We start from the raw sequence: 16,761 nt of genomic DNA on the forward strand, positions 1-16,761 counted from the left end.
CGGGTTCGGTTGACTCCTGATCTGTGAGGACTTGGGTCCTTGCTGGAAGGATGTCTGTCGTGCCGAAAGCGTTTCCGTTGGAGTTCCGTCGTGATGTGGTCGCGGTTGCCCGCAAGGGTGAGGCGCCGATCGCGCAGGTCGCGAAGGACTTCGGGATTTCCGTGTCGTGTCTGCAGCGCTGGCTGAAGCTGGCCGATATCGAGGACGGTCACCAGTCGGGCGCCACTCGGGAGGAGTCGGCTGAGCTGCGCGAGGTGAAGAAGCGCAACCGGCAGTTGGAGCAGGAGAACGAGATCTTGCGGCGCGCCGCGGCCTACTTCGCCCGCGACGTCAACCCAAAATGATGTACCCGCTGGTCCTTGACCTCGCCGCCGACGCGATCCCTGTCGCGGTGACCTGCCGGGTACTCGGCTTCACCACCCAAGCCTTCTACAAGTGGCGCAAGAATCCTGTCACGCAAAGAGATTTCGACGATGCGCACCTGATCAACGTCGCCATCGACATTCACGCCGATGACCCGACGTTCGGGTACCGGTTGATCGCCGACGAGCTCGCCGACGCCGGAGTCGCCGCGGGTGAGAACCGGGTCGCCAGGTTGTGCTCGCAGGAGCGGATCTGGTCGATCCACGCCAAGAAACGCGGCCTGACCCGCAAGGCCGGCCCACCGGTGCACGACGACCTGGTGAAACGCGGGTTCAGCGCGGCCGGACCGAACCTGATCTGGCTGACCGACATCACCGAACACGCCACAGCTGAGGGCAAGCTCTACCTCTGCGCGATCAAGGACGTCTACTCCAACCGGATCGTCGGTTACTCGATCGGGTCACGAATGAAGGCGTCCCTGGCGGTGTCAGCGCTGCGGAACGCGATCGCCTTGCGGGCACCAACTGCCAATCTGATCGTGCACTCGGATCGCGGCAGCCAGTTCCGGTCCACGAAATTCGTCCGGGTCTTGAAGGCCTACCAGCTGCGCGGATCAATGGGCCGCGTCGGAGCTTGCGGCGACAACGCCGCGATGGAGTCATTCTTCGCCCTGCTGCAGAAGAATGTTCTGGACCGACGACGCTGGACCACCAGACACGAACTGCGTCTGGCGATCGTGTCCTGGATCGAGACCACCTACCACCGCCGACGCCGCCAACGCGGCCTCGGCAAACTCACACCCATCGAGTTTGAGACACTTCAACCGGTCGTACTCGCGGCCTGAACCACCACACCCCACGAGTCAACTGAACTCGGGGCAGTCCCGTTCGAGTTTCTTGCTGATGTGCCCGTCGTACTCGGTGTGCCTGAAGACGGTCTGCCACTTCGACCCGCGCCAGACGTACACGCCGAAATGGGTCACCAGCCCTGAGCTGGCCCGGAGGTTGATCTTCTCGCCGAGAGCTGTGAACTCGAGGTCGGCGTACCCGCTGACCCGCGTGTTGTGGACGTTCGCGAAGCCGCTGACACCCCCGTCGTCACCATCGACCGGTTTCCGGTTGCACCAGGTGACCCACGAGTTGCTGACATCGCTCCGCGTGCACTTCACGTCGCCGTTGGCCGTGACCGCACGAGCCTCCGGCGGCCCGGCCGGCAACGTCGACGCCAGGTATTCGCCGACACGGTCGACACCTGTGGTCTGTGCGGCAGACGGCCCAGCACTGAACACCAACGAACCCATCGCCGCCGCAGCCATCGCCGCCGCACCAACACTCTTACGCATCTGCGTCCCTCCTGTAATCGGTCACCAAGCAACCTAGGAGCCGCCTCTGCCAAACCTCTGCCACCACCACTGCCATTTCGCTGTCACACCACGAGATTCCCGGCCGATGAAACCAAGGGACTGCTGTGAGGCGAGTTCGGCGGCTGTCAGACGGACGGGGAAGATGCGGCGTCGATGCCGTCATGACGTGCGATCAGGAGGGCACGGGACGCCGATATCCGTTCAGTTGAATGCTCGTCCCCAAGCCGGGCGGCTATCGCCTACGGTTCGCACCATGGTTGGGACCAATGACCTCGACTTCGTTAGGCATGTCGTCACTCGGCTGGAGCTGGCCGGCCTGAGGACGTGGCTTTTCGGTGGTTGGGCCGCGGAAGTACTCGGACTGACCACGCCCCGACCGCACCGCGACATCGACCTGCTGTATCCGGCGGAGACGTTCGATGCCGTGGACACGTACTTCGCAACCGGCGACGTGGACGAGATCGCGGCCAAACGATTCCCGCACAAGCGAGCATTCGAGATCGACGGCATCATGGTCGAACTCTTCCTCGTGGAATCCCGGGAAGCCCACCCGTTCACCAACTTCTGGGGGGTCAATCGGCACGAGTGGCCGTCAGACGTGTTCGACATCCACGCGGGAGGCTTCCGAGTGGCGAGTGCCAAGGCAGTACTCGGCTACGGGCTGCCTGGGAACGCCTGCACCCAACTGTTGACGGCAAACGCGTGTCCTCAGAGGAATGGCTCAAGCACCAGAACGCCTAAGCCTGCGAACCTTCAGCACTTCAGCTGTGCCGAGCTAATCGGAGAGGATGGCTGTCACTTCGATCTCGACCTTCGCTGTGGCGGGCGTCAGTGCGGAGACCTGGACGATGGTGCTGGCCGGGCGGACGTCTCCGAAGCTTTCCGAGTGGGCTCGGGCGACCAGGTCGGCGTCCGCCATGTCGCGCACGTAGACGACCGTGCGCACCACGTGTTCCAGAGATGCGCCCGCCTGGGCCAAGGCATCAGCCACAGTCGCCAGAGCTGCTTGGGCTTGTTCGTAAGCGTCGCCGTCGAGGTGGGGTGCGCGGGCTGTGGTGCCCGAGACGAAGATCTGATCGCCGACGCGGACAGCGCGGGAATAGCCGTACGTCTCCTCGTAGGCGTAGCCGGATGAGATATTCGTCCTCACGGTCTGTCCCTGTCTGTTGAGCCGCGGTGCCGTCAGTCGACCTTCGCGGCGATTGCCTCGACTTCTACCAGCCAGGCGGGGTCGAGAAGTTGCTGTACCACCACGGTTCGGGCGGCGAGGTGATCGCCCAGGTGTTCGGCGATCGCGTCGACGTTCGCCGGGTCGAGATCTGCCGCGGTCAGGAAGAAGCGCAACGAGACGAGATCGGTGTAGTCCATGCCCGCGTCGGTCAGCACGTTGCCCAGGTGCCGCCAGACGTTGGTGATCTGCTCCTCGAAGGTCGCGGGCATGATCTGGCCGGTCTCGTCGAAGCCGTTGAGCCCGCTGATGTGGAGCGTGCGAGCCCCGGCAGGTACCTCGACGGCGTGGGCGTAGTTGCGATAGGGCGGAAACACCGAGGCCGGATTGTGGGCACGAAGCGTCATGCCGCCAGTATCCAGGGACGACCGTTCATCGCCGCCAGAATTTGAGCGAACAAGCTTCCTGTCAGGTCGCCTCAGTGAAGGTCACTTCGACCAGCCCGGGGAACGGGTCGTCGGCTACCCAGCGGACGGCCTCGCAGGTGAGGGTGGTGATCACCTTCCTCATTGTCGGGTGAGTGGACAGACCGTCCGTCAGTGGGTTTGTCAAAACCGTACGCCTTGGTACCCCGTGAGGTTGCGCTAGGCAATCAGCCGTGGCGGGTGACGCGGGTGTAGTACGTGCGGGCTTCCTGGGTACGCCCTGCGCCGAGGATGCGGAGGGCTTCGGCGAGGTCCGGGTACTGGTCGTCGAGCAGTTTGGCGGCGCCTTCCAGCTCGGAGGCCGAGGCGACGTTGCGGAGGAGGGACTGGACGATCTCGACCGGGTCTGTCGCGCCGGCCGTCGTCTGCTCGGGCGTGCCCGTCGACGGCGGGGCGGCGGTCAGCGTGGACACCTGGGCGGCGCGGATGAGGTCGAGGCGGTGCTCGCGCTCCTCCTTGGACAGGGCGGGCCACGTCGGCTCGCTGACGGCCTCCTCCAGCTGGAACAGTCTGGAGAGCACCGACGGGTTGCTGATTTTCGCTCGCTGGCCCGACATCAGTTGCGAGAGCATCGGCGCGGAGAGGCCGAGGATGCCCGCGAGCTGCGCCTGGGAGATCTGCAAGCCGGCGAGCAACCGGCGGAACCGGCCGCCCAGCGGCTCGCCGTACCACTCCACCTGGAGCTCGAGGTTCCGTGCGTGCGGGTCCGTCACTGCACCTCTCTCGCGATTACGGTTTGCAAATTGCATCTGCAAACGCTAGATTTTCCTTGTCCGAACCGGAAAGTCCAAGCCGTCAAGCCTGGAGACGCCATGATACGCCGTACTGCCGCCCTCGCAGCGCTGGCCGCGCTCGCCTGCGCGTTCTCATTCGCGAATGCTCCGAGCGCGGCCGCCGAGGGTGAGTTGTCGCCCGTGATGGTCGTGCTGGACTCGTCCGGGTCGATGACCGCGCGGGACGTCGGCGGCAAGGGCACCCGGATGGACGCCGCCAAGCGCGCCGTCGGGTCGATGGTCGACGGGCTGCCCGCGCAGGCGCAGGTCGGGCTGGCGATCTACGGCGCGGGCACCGGGTCGAGCGGGGCGGAGAAGGCCGCGGGGTGCCGCGACGTGCGCGTGGTCCGTCCGGTGACGACCGTCGACAAGGCCGCGTTGAAGCGGGCCGTGAGCGCCACCAAGGCGAGCGGCTACACGCCCATCGGGCAAGCCCTGCGGACCGCGGCGGCCCAGCTGCCGAAGGAAGGGCAGCGGTCGATCGTGCTCGTCTCCGACGGCGAGGACACCTGCGCTCCGCCGCAGCCGTGCGAGGTGGCGAAGGAGCTGAGCAAGCAGGGCGTGGATCTGCACGTCCACACGATCGGCTTCCGTGTCGACGCCAACGCGCGAGCCCAGCTGGCCTGCATCGCGCAGAACACCGGCGGCACGTACCACGACGCGACCGACGCGGACTCCCTCCTCGGCGTACTGGGCCGGGTCACCGAGCGGGCGTTGCGTCACTACGAGCCCACCGGCAAGCCGATCACCGGGACCGCGGACCCGGTCACCGCCCCGACGATGACGCCGGGGCAGTACCTGGACACGCTCGACCCGGTCGAGGAGCGCTTCTACGCCGTCGACCTGAAGGCGGGCGACACGGCGTACTTCGCAGCGACGGCCGTCTTTCCGCGGGGCAACCCGCGCGACCTCGAGGTGCTCGACATCAAGGTCACCGGACCGAACGGCGCCGACTGCTACCAGTCCGAGCGCGAGCTGAACACCCGAGCCAAGGACGGCGGCTCCCTGACCACGATGCTGAGCTGGAACGGTACGGTCGCCGGCTCGTCCAAACCGAAGGGCTGCAGCGTCCCCGGCAAGTACGTGTTCCGTGTGACCCGCGACGCCCGTGGCGGAGGTGCGGACCGGGTGCCGGTCGAGCTGCTGCTCCGGATCGAGCCGCCGGTGACCGGGAGCCAGGGGGAGCCGGCGCAGACGAGCCTGGTCGAGTTCGCCCAGCCGCCCGCGGGTGCGGTGCGCGGGGTTCGCGGTGGCGGCTCCTTCAACGAGGCGACCACGTTGAGCGGACCCGGCCGGTACGGCGAGACCATCTACTACGGCGAAGAGCTCTTCTACCGCGTGAAGCTGGACTGGGGCCAGGGCCTGGCGTACCGGGTCACCTTCGCCGGTCGGCCGGACGGGGCGACCACGAACATCCGGACCGGCCTCTTCAGCCCGATCCGCAACGAGATCCGCTTCGACACCACCGCGTACACCGGGTCCACCAAGGTCCTGCCGAGCAACGGCAAGCCGATCGCGACCCCGCGGGCCGTGTACCTCAACCGGAACGCGAACGACTCGTCGCTCCGCAAGGCGAGCGTCGACGGCTGGTACTACATCGTCGTCAAGCTCGGCGTGGCCTCCGGTGACACCCCGCCTGGCGGAGTCCCGGTCACCGTCGACGTCGCGGTCGCGGGCGACAAGGTGGCCGGTCCGGAGTACGGCGGCTCGGCGGACGAGACCCCGGCCGCCTCGCCGACCCCGGAACCGAGCGCCTCGGAGCCGACGCCGAGCGGTTCGACCACCGAAGCCGGTGGGCCGATCGGGAACGACGACGACGCGCGACCGACTTCGGACGAGTCCTCGATGCTGCCCTGGATCCTCGCGGGCGCCGGCGTGGTCCTGCTGCTGGCGATCGCGGTCACCGTCACGGCCGTCGTCGTCCGCCGCCGTAAGCCTCCGACACCGCCCACCTACCCGGGCAACCCGATGCAGGGCTGGCCCAACCAGCGATAACGGCGGCTGGATCTCAGCCCCGCGCCGGTAGCGCCAACAGAACTTCCGACGCGGGGCGCTAGGCGACCTTGATCCACCGGTACGACGACCCTTGCTGGCGGCACTCGACCTGGGTGCCGTCAGCGGCCGTTTCGACCTCGCCCGCCTCCTGCCATCCACAGGACTGCCCCGCCGTCACCTCTGCGTTCGGCGCCGGCGTCTCCGTGCGTGCAGGGTTGTCGACTGTCGGAGTGACCGAAGGGCTGGGCGTACTGGTGGGTGGTGGGGTGTTCCCGGGAGTGTTGCCGATCCCGTCGAGCAACAGCAGGACCGCGGCCACGCCGGCCGCCAAGGTGACCAGTCCACCACCGGCCAGCAGGACCCGCCGCCGACGACCGCGCTGATCCCCTGAGGTGCCGACTGCTGGATCGCCAGTTGGGGAGTCGGCGGGGAGAGGCATGGTGATGGTAGGGGCGTTCTCGGGAGTCGGCCCCGTCACCGGTAGCGACGGCTCAGGCTGCGGCTCGGGCGACGGTACGGCCTGCGGTTCGGCATGCGGCCCGGGCGACGGCTCGCGCGACGGTTGGGCCTGCGGCTCGGGCTGCGGTTCTGGCGACGGCTCGGGATGTCGGGCCGGGTGCGGTTCTGGCTGGGGAGTGGGCTCGGTGCGGAAACGGTAGCGCGGCGGGAGCGGCGGGAGGTGGTTGAAGACCTCGATGAGCTCGCCGTCCGCCGTGGCCGCCGGGATCTGCAAGGCGACTTCGAGAGTCGGCCCGAGAGCCGACAGTGCGTCCGCGGCCGACGGCGTGCGCTGCAGCGGGTCGGGATGCAGGAGGCCTTCGACGACCTTCCAGAGAACGCTTGATTCGTCCTGCGGGAGCTCGATCGCGCCGCCGACGGGCGGTTCGGCGCCGGTGAGGAGCTGCCAGCCGGTGACGCCGACGGCGTACAGGTCCTGGGCGGGCGACGGCGGTTCGTCCGCGAGGGCCTCGGGAGCCAGGTACCCGGGGGTGCCGACGACGGCGCCCTGCTGGGTGAGGCGGGGTTCGCCGAGGGAGAGCGCGATCCCGAAGTCGCTCAGCCGCAGGACCGGGTGGCCGGTACCGGTGGCTTCCAGGAGCAGGTTCGCCGGTTTCACGTCGCGGTGGACGAGCCCGGCTTCGTGGACGTGGTCGAGGCCTTCGAGCAGTTGGCGGAGGAGTTCGGCCGCGTACCGCTCGGGCAGCGGGCCGAAGTCGGCGATCAGGGTGCTGACCGAACCGCCGCCGACCAGGTCCATCGCGAGCAGCGCCTGATCGTCCTCGGCGGCCCAGCTGTACGGGCTGAGCACGTGCGGATGATCCAGCCGGAGCCCTTGCTCGCGGACGAACCGGACCAGCGCCCCGGCATGCCGCTGCCGCAGCACCTTCGCGGCGCAGAACCGCTGCAGCCGACGGTCCCAGGCGCGCCAGACGGTACCGGTCCCACCAGAACCCGCCGGGTCGACGAGTTCGAACCGCCCGGCGAAGACGTCCGGCACCAGCAGCCCCCTCTCACCTGGACCCGGACCGGCGGAACCACCCGGCCGCCGCCAACCATGCCACCCCGGCGGGGTCCCCATCCAACCGAGCCGCCGCACCTGTGGACAAGGCGGTCGGCGGCGGCCGGATCCCGGTGAAATTGGTGCCCGGGTCATCCCCCTTGGGTGAGGTGACGAGGGTGCTGGAGGGAGCACGCTCTGGGGGTTGGGAGGGGGCGTGACTGATGTCGTGGTCGACGGGTGCGGACCGGTCGTCGTCGTATGCCTGGGGGTGGCTCTTCAGCGTCTGGATGCTGACCGGGATCGGAGTACTGACCGCGCTGCTCCTGGCGACGCCGGCGACGTGCTTGGTGCTGTTCCTGGTCGGGTTCGGGATCGGGATCACCGTGTTCCTCAGCCGGCGGCTGGCCGAGGAGGAGGATCCGCGCAAGGTCATCGGCTCGGTGTTCCGCAGCTCGGTGGTGGCGGGCGTGGTCGCGGTGGCGCTGTGCGGGTACGCGCTGAGTGCCCGGACGGCCACGGTCGGGTTGGTGGCGGTGGTCGTGCTGACCTCGCCGCCGGTCGTCGGGTGGTTCACCAGTCGGCGGGGCAAGTCCCGGCGGGACCGGGCGCCCTGGGCCGGGCAGAGTACGCCGCCGCAACTGCCGTCACCGTCGGAGTGGTCGTGGCGGGTCCCGCCTGACGACGACCCGGCACAGACGAGTACCGGCGGTCGGGATCGGGGGAATGCCGGGAATGAACCGACGGGCCGGGGCAGACGACGCAGGGCTCGCCGCGGCAAGCCAGACCGCGAGGTGACCCGGCACAAGCCTGGCCCGAGCAAGACCGAGCACACCAGCAACACCGAGCACACCGAGCAAGGGCGCAGGGCCAAGGACGACGCTGACAAGGCCCGTACCGACAGCGGCAGCGCTCACCAGAACAGCGAGAAGAGTCGCGCCGGGAACGACTGGACGAGCCGCGAGCGGAGCGGGAACGACTGGACCAACAGTGACCGCGGCAGCCGGGACGCGAGTGACCGGCCGGGCGTGGGGATGGACGCGCGACGGCTCACGGACGCGGAACTCTGTCTCGCCTGGCGCCGGAGCTTCACCTCGTTGCAGAAGGCCGGTACCGTCCGCGAGCGCCTGAACGTCATCGCCGCCCGGGTCGCCTACCTCGACGAACTCGAACGCCGTGATCCCGCCGGCTTCTCCCGCTGGCTCGAGTCGAACCCGCGCGCCGCCGGGAACCCGTCCCGCTTCTTCACCCCCGGGTCGAACGACCAGCACGAATCCACCTGATCCGCTTCACCCGGGCGGAGGCTGCTGGTGCGGGAGCATGAACCGGCCCGGATCGCCCGCGGCCCGCGGACCTGATTCGATCCACCGCGCGAAGCTCTCCGGATTCCGGCGCTCCAACTCGTCCAGATACGCCAGCCGCGCGTTGACGACGGCCTCGCGTTGCGGAGCGGAGACGGCCTCCCCGAGCGCCGTGAAGCTCTTGCGCCAGGCCCGGCACAGCTCCTCGTCGCTGAGCTCGCCGACGTCGGGCGGGGTCGGGTCGAAGATCTTCGCCCGGATCGTCGCGTCCGGGATCTCGTCGGTCTGCTCGGCGGACCGCGGCGCGCTCCGCGGAGTACCGGTGAGGCTCACCGGAGTGCCCGTGAGATAGGCGAGCACCCAAGGCGAGGTGATCGCGACCACGGCGAGCAGTGCGATCGTCGACAATCCTGCCGTCATCGCGTAGCCGACGACGCCCAGAACGGCGACGGCGGCGCCGAGGGAGAGGCTGATGATCTCGTGGGCCGGGACGCCCGGCCCGTCCTCATGTGCGAGCCGGATGCTCAGCTGGGCTCCGGTGGCGATGGTGAACGAGAGGACGACCACCAGGGCGGCGGTCGTCGGCCGGACGAACAACAGCGCGCACGCCGCGCCGAGGACGGCGAGACTGCAGGCGCCGATGGTCCACATCCGGCGGTAGGTGGGCAACCTGTCAACGAGCACGAACACGGCCCTCCTTCCGGCCAAAGCCATTGCTTTCCCGGTGCCCACTGAGTCTGCTCCCAACCGCCGGGGCCGCTGATGCACAGCTTCGGCGCCGGTCTGATCAAATCGGCCGCCTCGCCACTCCGCTCCGGTGACCACCCCGGGGTGATGGCATAACCCGGGGGATGATCGGGTTGTGTTGGAGCACGGACCTAGGTGGAGGAGTCGAGGGTGAGCATTCGGATCGGGTACAAGGCGTCGGCGGAGCAGTTCGGGCCGCGGGAGCTGGTCGAGTACGCCGTCCGGGCGGAGGAGCTCGGGCTGGACAGCGTGACCGTCTCGGACCACTTCCTGCCGTGGCGGCACGAGGGCGGGCACGCGCCGTTCGCGCTGGCCTGGATGGCCGCCGTCGGCGAGCGGACCGAGCGGGTGCTGATCGGTACCTCGGTGCTGACCCCGACGTTCCGCTACAACCCGGCCGTGATCGCGCAGGCGTTCGCCACCCTCGGCGAGCTGTACCCGGGCCGGATCATGCTCGGCGTCGGTACCGGTGAGGCGCTGAACGAGATCGCCGTCTCCGGGATGGAGTGGCCCGAGTTCAAGGAGCGGTTCGCCCGGTTGCGCGAGGCCGTCGGGCTGATCCGGGACCTGTGGACGAAGGACGAGGTGAACTCCGACGGACCGTACTACCCGCTCGTCAACGCCTCGATCTACGACCGGCCGGACGTCCCGCTGAAGGTCTACGTGGCCGCCGGTGGACCGCTGGTCGCCAAGTACGCCGGGCGGGTGGGCGACGGGTTCATCGCGACCTCGGGCAAGGGCATGGACCTCTACACCGAGAAGCTGATCCCGGCCGTCAAGGAGGGCGCCGAGAAGGCGGGCAAGCAGTTCGAGGACGTGGACCGGATGCTCGAGGTCAAGGTGTCCTACGACCGCGATCACGAGCACGCCCTGGAGAACACCCGGTTCTGGGCCCCGTTGTCGTTGACCCCGGAGCAGAAGCACAGCGTGGACAGCGCGACCGAGATGGAGCGGCTGGCCGACGAGCTGCCGATCGAGCAGGTCGCGAAGCGCTGGATCGTGGCGTCCGACCCGGCCGAGGTGGTCACGCAGTTCCAGCCGTACCTGGACGCCGGGTTCAACCACTTCGTGGTGCACGGCCCGGGCCACGACCAGGAGCGGTTCCTCACCCAGTTCACCGAGGACGTCGTGCCGGAGCTCCGTAAGCTGGGCTGACCAGATCGAGGAAGGGGCGCGGGGCCACCGATCTCGCGCCCCCGGCAAGGAACCGGGAGACCGATGAACGGATGGGCCGCGACGCCGTACCGGGTCGGGATCTCCGGCTGGCGGTACCCGCCCTGGCGCAAGGTGTACTACCCGGACGGACTGCCGCAGCGGGCCGAGCTGGAGTACGCGTCGAGCCGGCTGAACTCGATCGAGCTGAACGGGTCCTTCTACTCCTTGCAGCGGCCGTCGTCGTACCAGCGCTGGTACGACGAGACGCCGCCCGGTTTCGTGTTCACCCTGAAGGGGCCGCGGTTCGTCACGCACCTGAAGAAGCTGGCCGACGTGGACGCGCCGCTGGCGAACTTCTTCGCGTCCGGCGTGCTCGCGTTGGCGGACAAGCTCGGCCCGGTGCTCTGGCAGCTGCCGCCGACCCTCGGGTACGACCCGGACCGGCTCGCCGCGTTCTTCGAGAAGTTGCCCAGGTCAACGGGTGAGGCGGCCGAGCTGGCCCACCACCACGACGACCGGATGAAGGACCGGAGCCTGCTCACGTGTTCGGTGGACGCGCCGGTCCGGCACGCGCTGGAAGTACGGCACTCGTCGTTCGAGACCCCCGAGTTCGTCGAGTTGCTGCGGGCCCACGACGTCGCGCTGGTCTGCGCCGACACGGCCGGGAAGTGGCCGATGGTCGACGACGTGACGTCCGACTTCGTCTATGTCCGGTTGCACGGCGCCGACGAGTTGTATGTGAGCGGATACGACGACGAGGCGCTGGACCGCTGGGCCGCCAAGATCCGGACCTGGCACGAGGGCGGTACGCCGAAGGACGGCCGTACTCTCGCTCCGGCCGCGCGCCGCAAACGCCGGGACGTGTTCGCGTACTTCGACAACGACGTGAAGGTGCACGCGCCCTTCGACGCGGAGGCTCTCACCGCCCGCATCGGCGTGAAGCGAGCCGAGACCTAGGTCGGGATCCACTCCGGCCACCAGGCCGGCACGTTCGCCGGGCAGACCGAAGCCGGCAGCGTGGCCGGCGTCCCGGCCCAGGAGAACAGCGCGAGATCGGCGAGGGCGACGGCGATCGCGGCCGCGAGGAACGGCTTGACGAACTTGCCCTGGCCCTTGGACAGCCGGAAGACCAGGCCGAACAACCCGATGTTCACGATCAGCGCGACCGGCAGCCCGAGGAACAGCAGCGTCACCCCGTTGCCGAGGTCGTTGATCTTCACCGCGCAGGTGTCCCAGGCCCGCCGGACCAGGGTCAGGAACCCGAACGCACCCGCCACCCCCACGACGACAAAGACGAACGACTCGAACTTCGACGGTTTCGCCATGCTCGTAACGGTAAGTGCTGAACGGCTCCCGCACCTGTCGACGGGTCCGGTCGTGTCCCCGAACTGGCTGATCCGTCAGGGGACGACGTGGACCGGGCGCAGCGGCGCGTCCAGCGGATCAGCGGCGAGCCGGGCGTGCCGTTCCACGTCGTACCGGGTGCCGTCGTAGGCGAGGCGTTCGCGCTCGACGCCCTCGTACAGGAAGCCGGCGTTGCCCGCGACGACGCAGGAAGCCGGGTTGTTGACGCGGTGACCCAGCTCGAGCCGGTACAGGCCGGCGTCGTGGTGGGCCCAGTCGACCAGGGCCCGCAGAGCGTCACGGGCGACCCCTTGGCCGCGGACGTCGGCTATCGTCCAGTACCACGTCCAGCCGACCTGGTGACGGTCGATGTTGGTCACCGCGACACAACCGACGGGATGGTCGTCCGCGTCGGCCACGGCGTACACGTGTCCGTTGTCGAGATCCGCGACCCGGCCGATCCAGTCGACCGCGGTCGCCTTGTCCCGGATGCCGCCCTGGTTCGCCATGTCCGGGTCGGCGTGGGCCGCGGTCAGCCGCAACGCGTCCGCCACCCGCCAACGGCGCACCTCGAGCCTCGCCAGGTCGTAGCCCATCCGTCGAGGCTACCGCCGGGATCCGCGCTGTGGACGCGTCGTCGGCGCGTACCGCGTCGCCCGGCAGACGGCGAGGGCGTTGTCCGTGACCCTCGAGGGGCTTGAGGATTGCCGGACTATGTTCCGGATACATTTCGGTCCCGAGGACCTCGGTCGGGTGACAATCCCGACGGAGCCGTCACCGTTGTGGCAGGCGGCTCTCGCGGCTCGGGCAATGAGGGGCCGGCAGCTTTCTCCAGAGCTTGGCCGGTGGCAGCGGTCGATGCGTACTCGGCTGCGGTCGCCGGCTCAGCCGTTGCTCAGGTTGGTGACGCCGGACGGCAAGTTCCCGGATTTCCTGACGCCCTTCACCGAGTCTGGTCTCGAATCGGCGATCGACGAGCTGATCGCCACGCCCTCCGACGTGCTGCGCCATGAGCTCGAACCGTGGTTGCAGACCGACACGCATCCCTTTCTGCGCGGATTGGCGGCCGGTACCGCCACCTCCAGGCGGATGCTCGGCGCCGCGGTCCGTGAGTTCCACACGGCCGTTCTGGGGCCGGCCGCCGCAGAGCTGGCGAGGCGCCACAATGCCGACCTCACGCTCCGATCCCGGACCTTGATGGCGTCAGGTGCGCGCGAGCTGCTGGCCGGCCTGCACCCGACGATCAGGTGGGCCGGCCCGACGCTGGAGGTCGACGGGACCAACGACTACGAACTGGACCTCGCAGGCCGGGGCCTGGCGCTGCAGTCCTCCCCGTTCACCACCAACTGCATGATTCACAATGTGCCGGGCTACCGGCCGATGCTGATCTATCCCACCGTTCAGCTGTCTGCGGACCCGCGGCGCCGGCTGGCGACGGCCGATCCGTTGATCGATCTCGTCGGCAGGACCCGCGCGACAGTGATCCGCAGCCTCACCCTCGCCGCGACCACCAGCGAACTGTCCCGCCGTCTCGAGATCTCACCGGCGTCGGCATCCGAGCACTGCACCGTGCTGCGTTCTGCCGGTCTGATCTCCACCCATCGTCAGCGGGGCGCGGCCCTCCACACACTGACACCACTGGCCCTCCAACTCATCAGCCGATCCGACTCGCGGCGGGCGACGGCAGAATCGGAGCGCTAGCGGGACTTCGGAGCTGGCCGAATCCGGTCGCGAAAGCGAACGGAAGGCCCGGAAAGTTACGTCCATGCCGACCAAGCCGCTGCGTCAGGACAACTGGAGAGGCTGATCGCCGGTCGCTGGTTCGCAGGGCGGGACCGGGTCGTGTGTGGGTCGGGCGGTTGGGCACGATGGGGGCCATGAGACTCCTCGACTTCACGGATCAGGTCGTCCTGGTGACCGGCGCGAGCAGCGGGATCGGCGCGGCCGCGGCCGTCGGGTTCGCCGAGGCGGGTGCCGCCGTCGCGCTGCACTACCACGCGAACGAGGACGGCGCCCGGCACACGCTGAACGCGGTGACCACGGCCGGCGGTACCGGCTCGGTGCACCAGGCCGACCTGGCGAACCCGGACTCCGCGAACGCGCTGGTCGACGCGGTGCTGGCGAAGTACGGGCGGATCGACGTCCTGGTGAACAACGCCGGCGACCTGGTCCGGCGGGCCCCGGTGAGCGAGGTCCCGGACGAGGAGTTCCACCGGATCATGGACGTGAACATCACCTCGGTGTTCGCGATGTGCCGGCGGATCGTCCCGGTCTTCCGCGCCCAGGACGGCGGCGCGATCGTCAACGTCACCTCGATCGCCGGTCGGCACGGCGGAGGCGGCGGCTCCGTCGTCTACGCGACCAGCAAAGGGGCCGTCAGCACCTTCACCCGCGGCCTGGCGAAGGAGCTGGCCGCCGACAACATCCGCGTGAACGCGATCTCCCCGGGCGTCATCAGCACCCCCTTCCACGACCGCCACACCGGCGAGGACCAGCTCAAGGCCATGCTCACCACCATCCCGATGGGCCGCACCGGCACCCCGCACGAATGCGTCGGCACCATCCTCTACCTGGCCTCCGAGCGCATGAGCTCCTACGTCACCGGCCAGATCATCGAAGTCAACGGCGGCCAACTGATGCCGTGAACAGGCCGAGGTCGTTCAGCTCGATCCCGAGTGCCCTGAGTGCCAGACCTGGCTGGTCGAACGGTTCCCGCGGCTGTCGTCGTTGTCCGATGTCCTAAACGCTGTTTCTAGACATCAAATGCTCAGGCATCTCGGCCGTTCTTCAACGAGAAGGTTGAGATCTTCTCAGGAAAAATTGTGAGGGCCATCGCTGGTTGGTCTCGTTGTTGTGAGCTACGGTCATCGAAATCGTGACTCCAGAAGCCAGGTTTCAGACATGAGCGGCCGTGCTATGTCGGGTCTCGGTGGCCGCGCCCTGAACCCACCCGTCCGGCCCTTCTCCCAGTGAGGCAACGAGATGACCCCACCGATCAGCAGGCGCAACCTCCTCCTCGGCTCCACCGCCGCCGGTGCCCTCGCCTGGACCGGCGTACCGGCTGCCTCGGCGTCCGCCGTGGGCCAGCCCTTCGCGGCCGAGCAGCCCTTCGCGGCAGCGCTCGACTACGAGTCGCCCGCGGCGTTCGCCGCCGCCCAGTCGGCGTACCTGGCCATCGATCCGATGCACAACGAGGCCGGTCTGTACGCGTGGGGTGAGGCCTACTTCATGCTCGGGCTGCTCCGCATGTACGAGGCCTACCAGGACGAGCAGTACCTGCGGACCTTCGAGGAGCGCGCGGCCCACGTCATCAGGACGACCGACCACGCTCGCGGCGTCAAGGACTACGCCGGCCGCTCGGGCAAGGTCTGGCGGACCGCCTCCAACTACACCGCCGGCCACGGCGTGCTCCTGGACGGCGCCGGAAAGGCCGCGATCCAGCTGCGGTGGGCCGGAACGCGGAGCGCCGAGTCGACCGCCGAGGTGCTCAACGTCTCCGGCGACACCTTCGACCTGGTCCTGCGCAATCCCGTGACCACCACGGTCGTCACGCTGCGCGGAGTCTCGCTGGACCCCGGCGCGGCCACCTACGTCGTCCCCGCGGTGAACGCGGCGTACGCGACGGCGGCCCGCTGGACGGCCGTCGATCTCCGGAAGTCGCCCCGCCGTAGTGGCCCTCCGAGCGCGGGCACGACCACCTTCACACCCCAGTACTACGTGTTCGCGGTGCACACCGGCCAGGTTGCCTACCCACTCGCCAGGTACGCGCGGATGGTGCTGAAGACGCCGGGCCTGAACCGCGGGGCTCGCCGTCGCAAGGCGCTCGACGTGCTGAGTGCGGCGCGTGACGCGGTCGCGTTCCACGACCGCGAGTACCAAACGCGCCCGGACGGAGGCGGCGACTACGTGTGGCCGAAGGGTGCCCCCATTCCCTTCGACGGCCTCATCCAGCCGTACAACCAGAGCCAGGGGTTGGGGCTGGCCATGGTCGAGCTGTTCCGGGCGACCGGCGAGCAGCGCTACCGCACGCGGGTGAACGAAATGCTCATCTCGTACCGCGCCGGGCTCACCCTCGAAGCCGACGGCGCCTACGTGTGGAACTACTGGCCGCCCTACAGCGAACTGGGCCGCGGCTACAGCCGGGAGGAGGGGCTCTCGGAGTACACGCCGTTCTACCCGGCGAGCCGGCAGCGCGAGGACATCAGCCACGCGGCGATCAGCCTCGAGTTCGTGCACGCCGCGTTCGAGGCAGGCATCGACGACGGGCTGGGCCAGGACATGGACCGGTTCGCCGCGACGTTCCGGCAGAACGTGGTCCGGTCCGCCACCGAAATCTGGTACCGCGTGGACGGCACGGTCGACGCCGTCCCGGCCAACGCGGTGCAGTGCGCCCGCTGGATGCCGTACGCCGAGCGGGACTCGATCGTCCACGAACAGACCTTGCGGCTGTACGACGCCGTGCAGCTCGTCCCCGTCCAGGGGTCGCACGCCCTGGGGATCGCCTACCTCAACTGGGCGAAGCAGCAAGGGTGGCTGAACCAGTGATACTGCGCGTCTGGGCCGACGGCC

Annotated in this window: 16 protein-coding genes and 1 pseudogene; 9 read left to right on the forward strand and 8 right to left on the reverse strand. The window is 68.7% G+C overall.

The window, feature by feature from the left end:
• Positions 1–59 precede the first annotated feature (59 nt).
• A protein-coding gene (locus FB561_RS09690) for an IS3 family transposase (protein WP_145801226.1) occupies positions 60–1,207 on the forward strand; the annotation gives its coding sequence in 2 pieces (ribosomal slippage) (positions 60–339 and positions 339–1,207; 1,149 coding nt in all).
• An 18-nt stretch (positions 1,208–1,225) separates the two neighbouring features.
• Here the strand turns inward: FB561_RS09690 and FB561_RS09695 are convergent.
• Positions 1,226–1,705, reverse strand: coding sequence for a hypothetical protein (locus FB561_RS09695; RefSeq protein WP_145805184.1), 480 nt, complete (start codon positions 1,703–1,705; stop codon positions 1,226–1,228).
• Between the two features lie 274 nt (positions 1,706–1,979).
• Here FB561_RS09695 and FB561_RS39195 point away from each other — a divergent pair.
• Positions 1,980–2,156: pseudogene (locus FB561_RS39195) on the forward strand (nucleotidyltransferase domain-containing protein); the annotation flags it as partial.
• A gap of 345 nt (positions 2,157–2,501) precedes the next feature.
• Here the strand turns inward: FB561_RS39195 and FB561_RS39200 are convergent.
• The 3 genes from FB561_RS39200 to FB561_RS09710 all read right to left on the reverse strand — a co-directional run bounded on the left by FB561_RS39200 (position 2,502) and on the right by FB561_RS09710 (position 4,092).
• The gene (locus FB561_RS39200; RefSeq protein ID WP_145805186.1) at positions 2,502–2,876 is read right to left on the reverse strand and encodes a RidA family protein; all 375 of its coding nucleotides are present in this window, start codon (positions 2,874–2,876) and stop codon (positions 2,502–2,504) included.
• Between the two features lie 32 nt (positions 2,877–2,908).
• Positions 2,909–3,301: a RidA family protein gene (locus tag FB561_RS09705; RefSeq protein ID WP_145805187.1), complete on the reverse strand. Its 393-nt coding sequence runs from the start codon at positions 3,299–3,301 to the stop codon at positions 2,909–2,911.
• A 245-nt stretch (positions 3,302–3,546) separates the two neighbouring features.
• Positions 3,547–4,092 carry a helix-turn-helix domain-containing protein gene (locus FB561_RS09710; protein ID WP_145805189.1) on the reverse strand — a complete coding sequence of 182 codons (546 nt, stop codon included), beginning with the start codon at positions 4,090–4,092 and terminating at the stop codon, positions 3,547–3,549.
• Positions 4,093–4,191: 99 nt separating this feature from the next.
• Here FB561_RS09710 and FB561_RS09715 point away from each other — a divergent pair, with 99 nt between their 5' ends.
• Positions 4,192–6,147 carry a vWA domain-containing protein gene (locus tag FB561_RS09715; protein ID WP_145805191.1) on the forward strand — a complete coding sequence of 652 codons (1,956 nt, stop codon included), beginning with the start codon at positions 4,192–4,194 and terminating at the stop codon, positions 6,145–6,147.
• Positions 6,148–6,205: 58 nt separating this feature from the next.
• Here the strand turns inward: FB561_RS09715 and FB561_RS09720 are convergent, their stop codons facing one another.
• The gene (locus tag FB561_RS09720; RefSeq protein WP_145805193.1) at positions 6,206–7,645 is read right to left on the reverse strand and encodes a serine/threonine-protein kinase; all 1,440 of its coding nucleotides are present in this window, start codon (positions 7,643–7,645) and stop codon (positions 6,206–6,208) included.
• Positions 7,646–7,869: 224 nt separating this feature from the next.
• Between FB561_RS09720 and FB561_RS09725 the strand changes: the two genes are divergently transcribed.
• Positions 7,870–8,928 carry a hypothetical protein gene (locus tag FB561_RS09725; RefSeq protein ID WP_145805195.1) on the forward strand — a complete coding sequence of 353 codons (1,059 nt, stop codon included), beginning with the start codon at positions 7,870–7,872 and terminating at the stop codon, positions 8,926–8,928.
• A 6-nt stretch (positions 8,929–8,934) separates the two neighbouring features.
• Here FB561_RS09725 and FB561_RS09730 read toward each other — a convergent pair whose 3' ends face one another.
• On the reverse strand, positions 8,935–9,636 hold the full coding sequence (locus tag FB561_RS09730; protein ID WP_145805197.1) for a hypothetical protein: 702 nt from the start codon (positions 9,634–9,636) through the stop codon (positions 8,935–8,937).
• 207 nt (positions 9,637–9,843) lie between these two features.
• On the opposite strand from FB561_RS09730, the gene fgd reads away from it, so the two are divergent.
• A complete protein-coding gene (gene fgd, locus FB561_RS09735) occupies positions 9,844–10,848 on the forward strand; it encodes a glucose-6-phosphate dehydrogenase (coenzyme-F420) (protein ID WP_145805199.1) in 1,005 nt (334 codons plus the stop codon).
• Between the two features lie 63 nt (positions 10,849–10,911).
• Positions 10,912–11,805, forward strand: coding sequence for a DUF72 domain-containing protein (locus tag FB561_RS09740; RefSeq protein ID WP_145805202.1), 894 nt, complete (start codon positions 10,912–10,914; stop codon positions 11,803–11,805).
• On the opposite strand, the gene FB561_RS09745 is transcribed toward FB561_RS09740, so the two are convergent.
• Positions 11,802–12,173: a hypothetical protein gene (locus tag FB561_RS09745; RefSeq protein ID WP_145805204.1), complete on the reverse strand. Its 372-nt coding sequence runs from the start codon at positions 12,171–12,173 to the stop codon at positions 11,802–11,804. The genes FB561_RS09740 and FB561_RS09745 overlap by 4 nt on opposite strands.
• Positions 12,174–12,248: 75 nt before the next feature.
• A complete protein-coding gene (locus FB561_RS09750) occupies positions 12,249–12,788 on the reverse strand; it encodes a GNAT family N-acetyltransferase (RefSeq protein ID WP_145805206.1) in 540 nt (179 codons plus the stop codon).
• 307 nt (positions 12,789–13,095) lie between these two features.
• On the opposite strand from FB561_RS09750, the gene FB561_RS09755 reads away from it, so the two are divergent.
• The 3 genes from FB561_RS09755 (at position 13,096) to FB561_RS37805 (ending at position 16,737) form a co-directional block, all read left to right on the forward strand.
• Positions 13,096–13,893 carry a winged helix-turn-helix domain-containing protein gene (locus tag FB561_RS09755; RefSeq protein ID WP_238334745.1) on the forward strand — a complete coding sequence of 266 codons (798 nt, stop codon included), beginning with the start codon at positions 13,096–13,098 and terminating at the stop codon, positions 13,891–13,893.
• Between the two features lie 176 nt (positions 13,894–14,069).
• Positions 14,070–14,837, forward strand: coding sequence for an SDR family NAD(P)-dependent oxidoreductase (locus FB561_RS09760; RefSeq protein ID WP_145805207.1), 768 nt, complete (start codon positions 14,070–14,072; stop codon positions 14,835–14,837).
• 337 nt (positions 14,838–15,174) lie between these two features.
• A complete protein-coding gene (locus FB561_RS37805) occupies positions 15,175–16,737 on the forward strand; it encodes a hypothetical protein (protein WP_170284615.1) in 1,563 nt (520 codons plus the stop codon).
• Positions 16,738–16,761 lie beyond the last annotated feature (24 nt).

Origin of the sequence: Kribbella amoyensis (assembly GCF_007828865.1) — a bacterium.
Taxonomy (GTDB): domain Bacteria; phylum Actinomycetota; class Actinomycetes; order Propionibacteriales; family Kribbellaceae; genus Kribbella; species Kribbella amoyensis.

Excerpts from the sequence above, each read along its gene's own strand:
- FB561_RS09750 (WP_145805206.1), bottom strand. The coding sequence starts at position 12,788 with ATGGGCTACGACCTGGCGAGGCTCGAGGTGCGCCGTTGGCGGGTGGCG.
- FB561_RS09760 (WP_145805207.1), top strand. The coding sequence starts at position 14,070 with ATGAGACTCCTCGACTTCACGGATCAGGTCGTCCTGGTGACCGGCGCG.
- FB561_RS09745 (WP_145805204.1), bottom strand. The coding sequence starts at position 12,173 with ATGGCGAAACCGTCGAAGTTCGAGTCGTTCGTCTTTGTCGTCGTGGGG.
- FB561_RS37805 (WP_170284615.1), top strand. The coding sequence starts at position 15,175 with ATGACCCCACCGATCAGCAGGCGCAACCTCCTCCTCGGCTCCACCGCC.
- FB561_RS09740 (WP_145805202.1), top strand. The coding sequence starts at position 10,912 with ATGAACGGATGGGCCGCGACGCCGTACCGGGTCGGGATCTCCGGCTGG.
- FB561_RS09715 (WP_145805191.1), top strand. The coding sequence starts at position 4,192 with ATGATACGCCGTACTGCCGCCCTCGCAGCGCTGGCCGCGCTCGCCTGC.
- FB561_RS09705 (WP_145805187.1), bottom strand. The coding sequence starts at position 3,301 with ATGACGCTTCGTGCCCACAATCCGGCCTCGGTGTTTCCGCCCTATCGC.
- FB561_RS09695 (WP_145805184.1), bottom strand. The coding sequence starts at position 1,705 with ATGCGTAAGAGTGTTGGTGCGGCGGCGATGGCTGCGGCGGCGATGGGT.
- FB561_RS09725 (WP_145805195.1), top strand. The coding sequence starts at position 7,870 with ATGTCGTGGTCGACGGGTGCGGACCGGTCGTCGTCGTATGCCTGGGGG.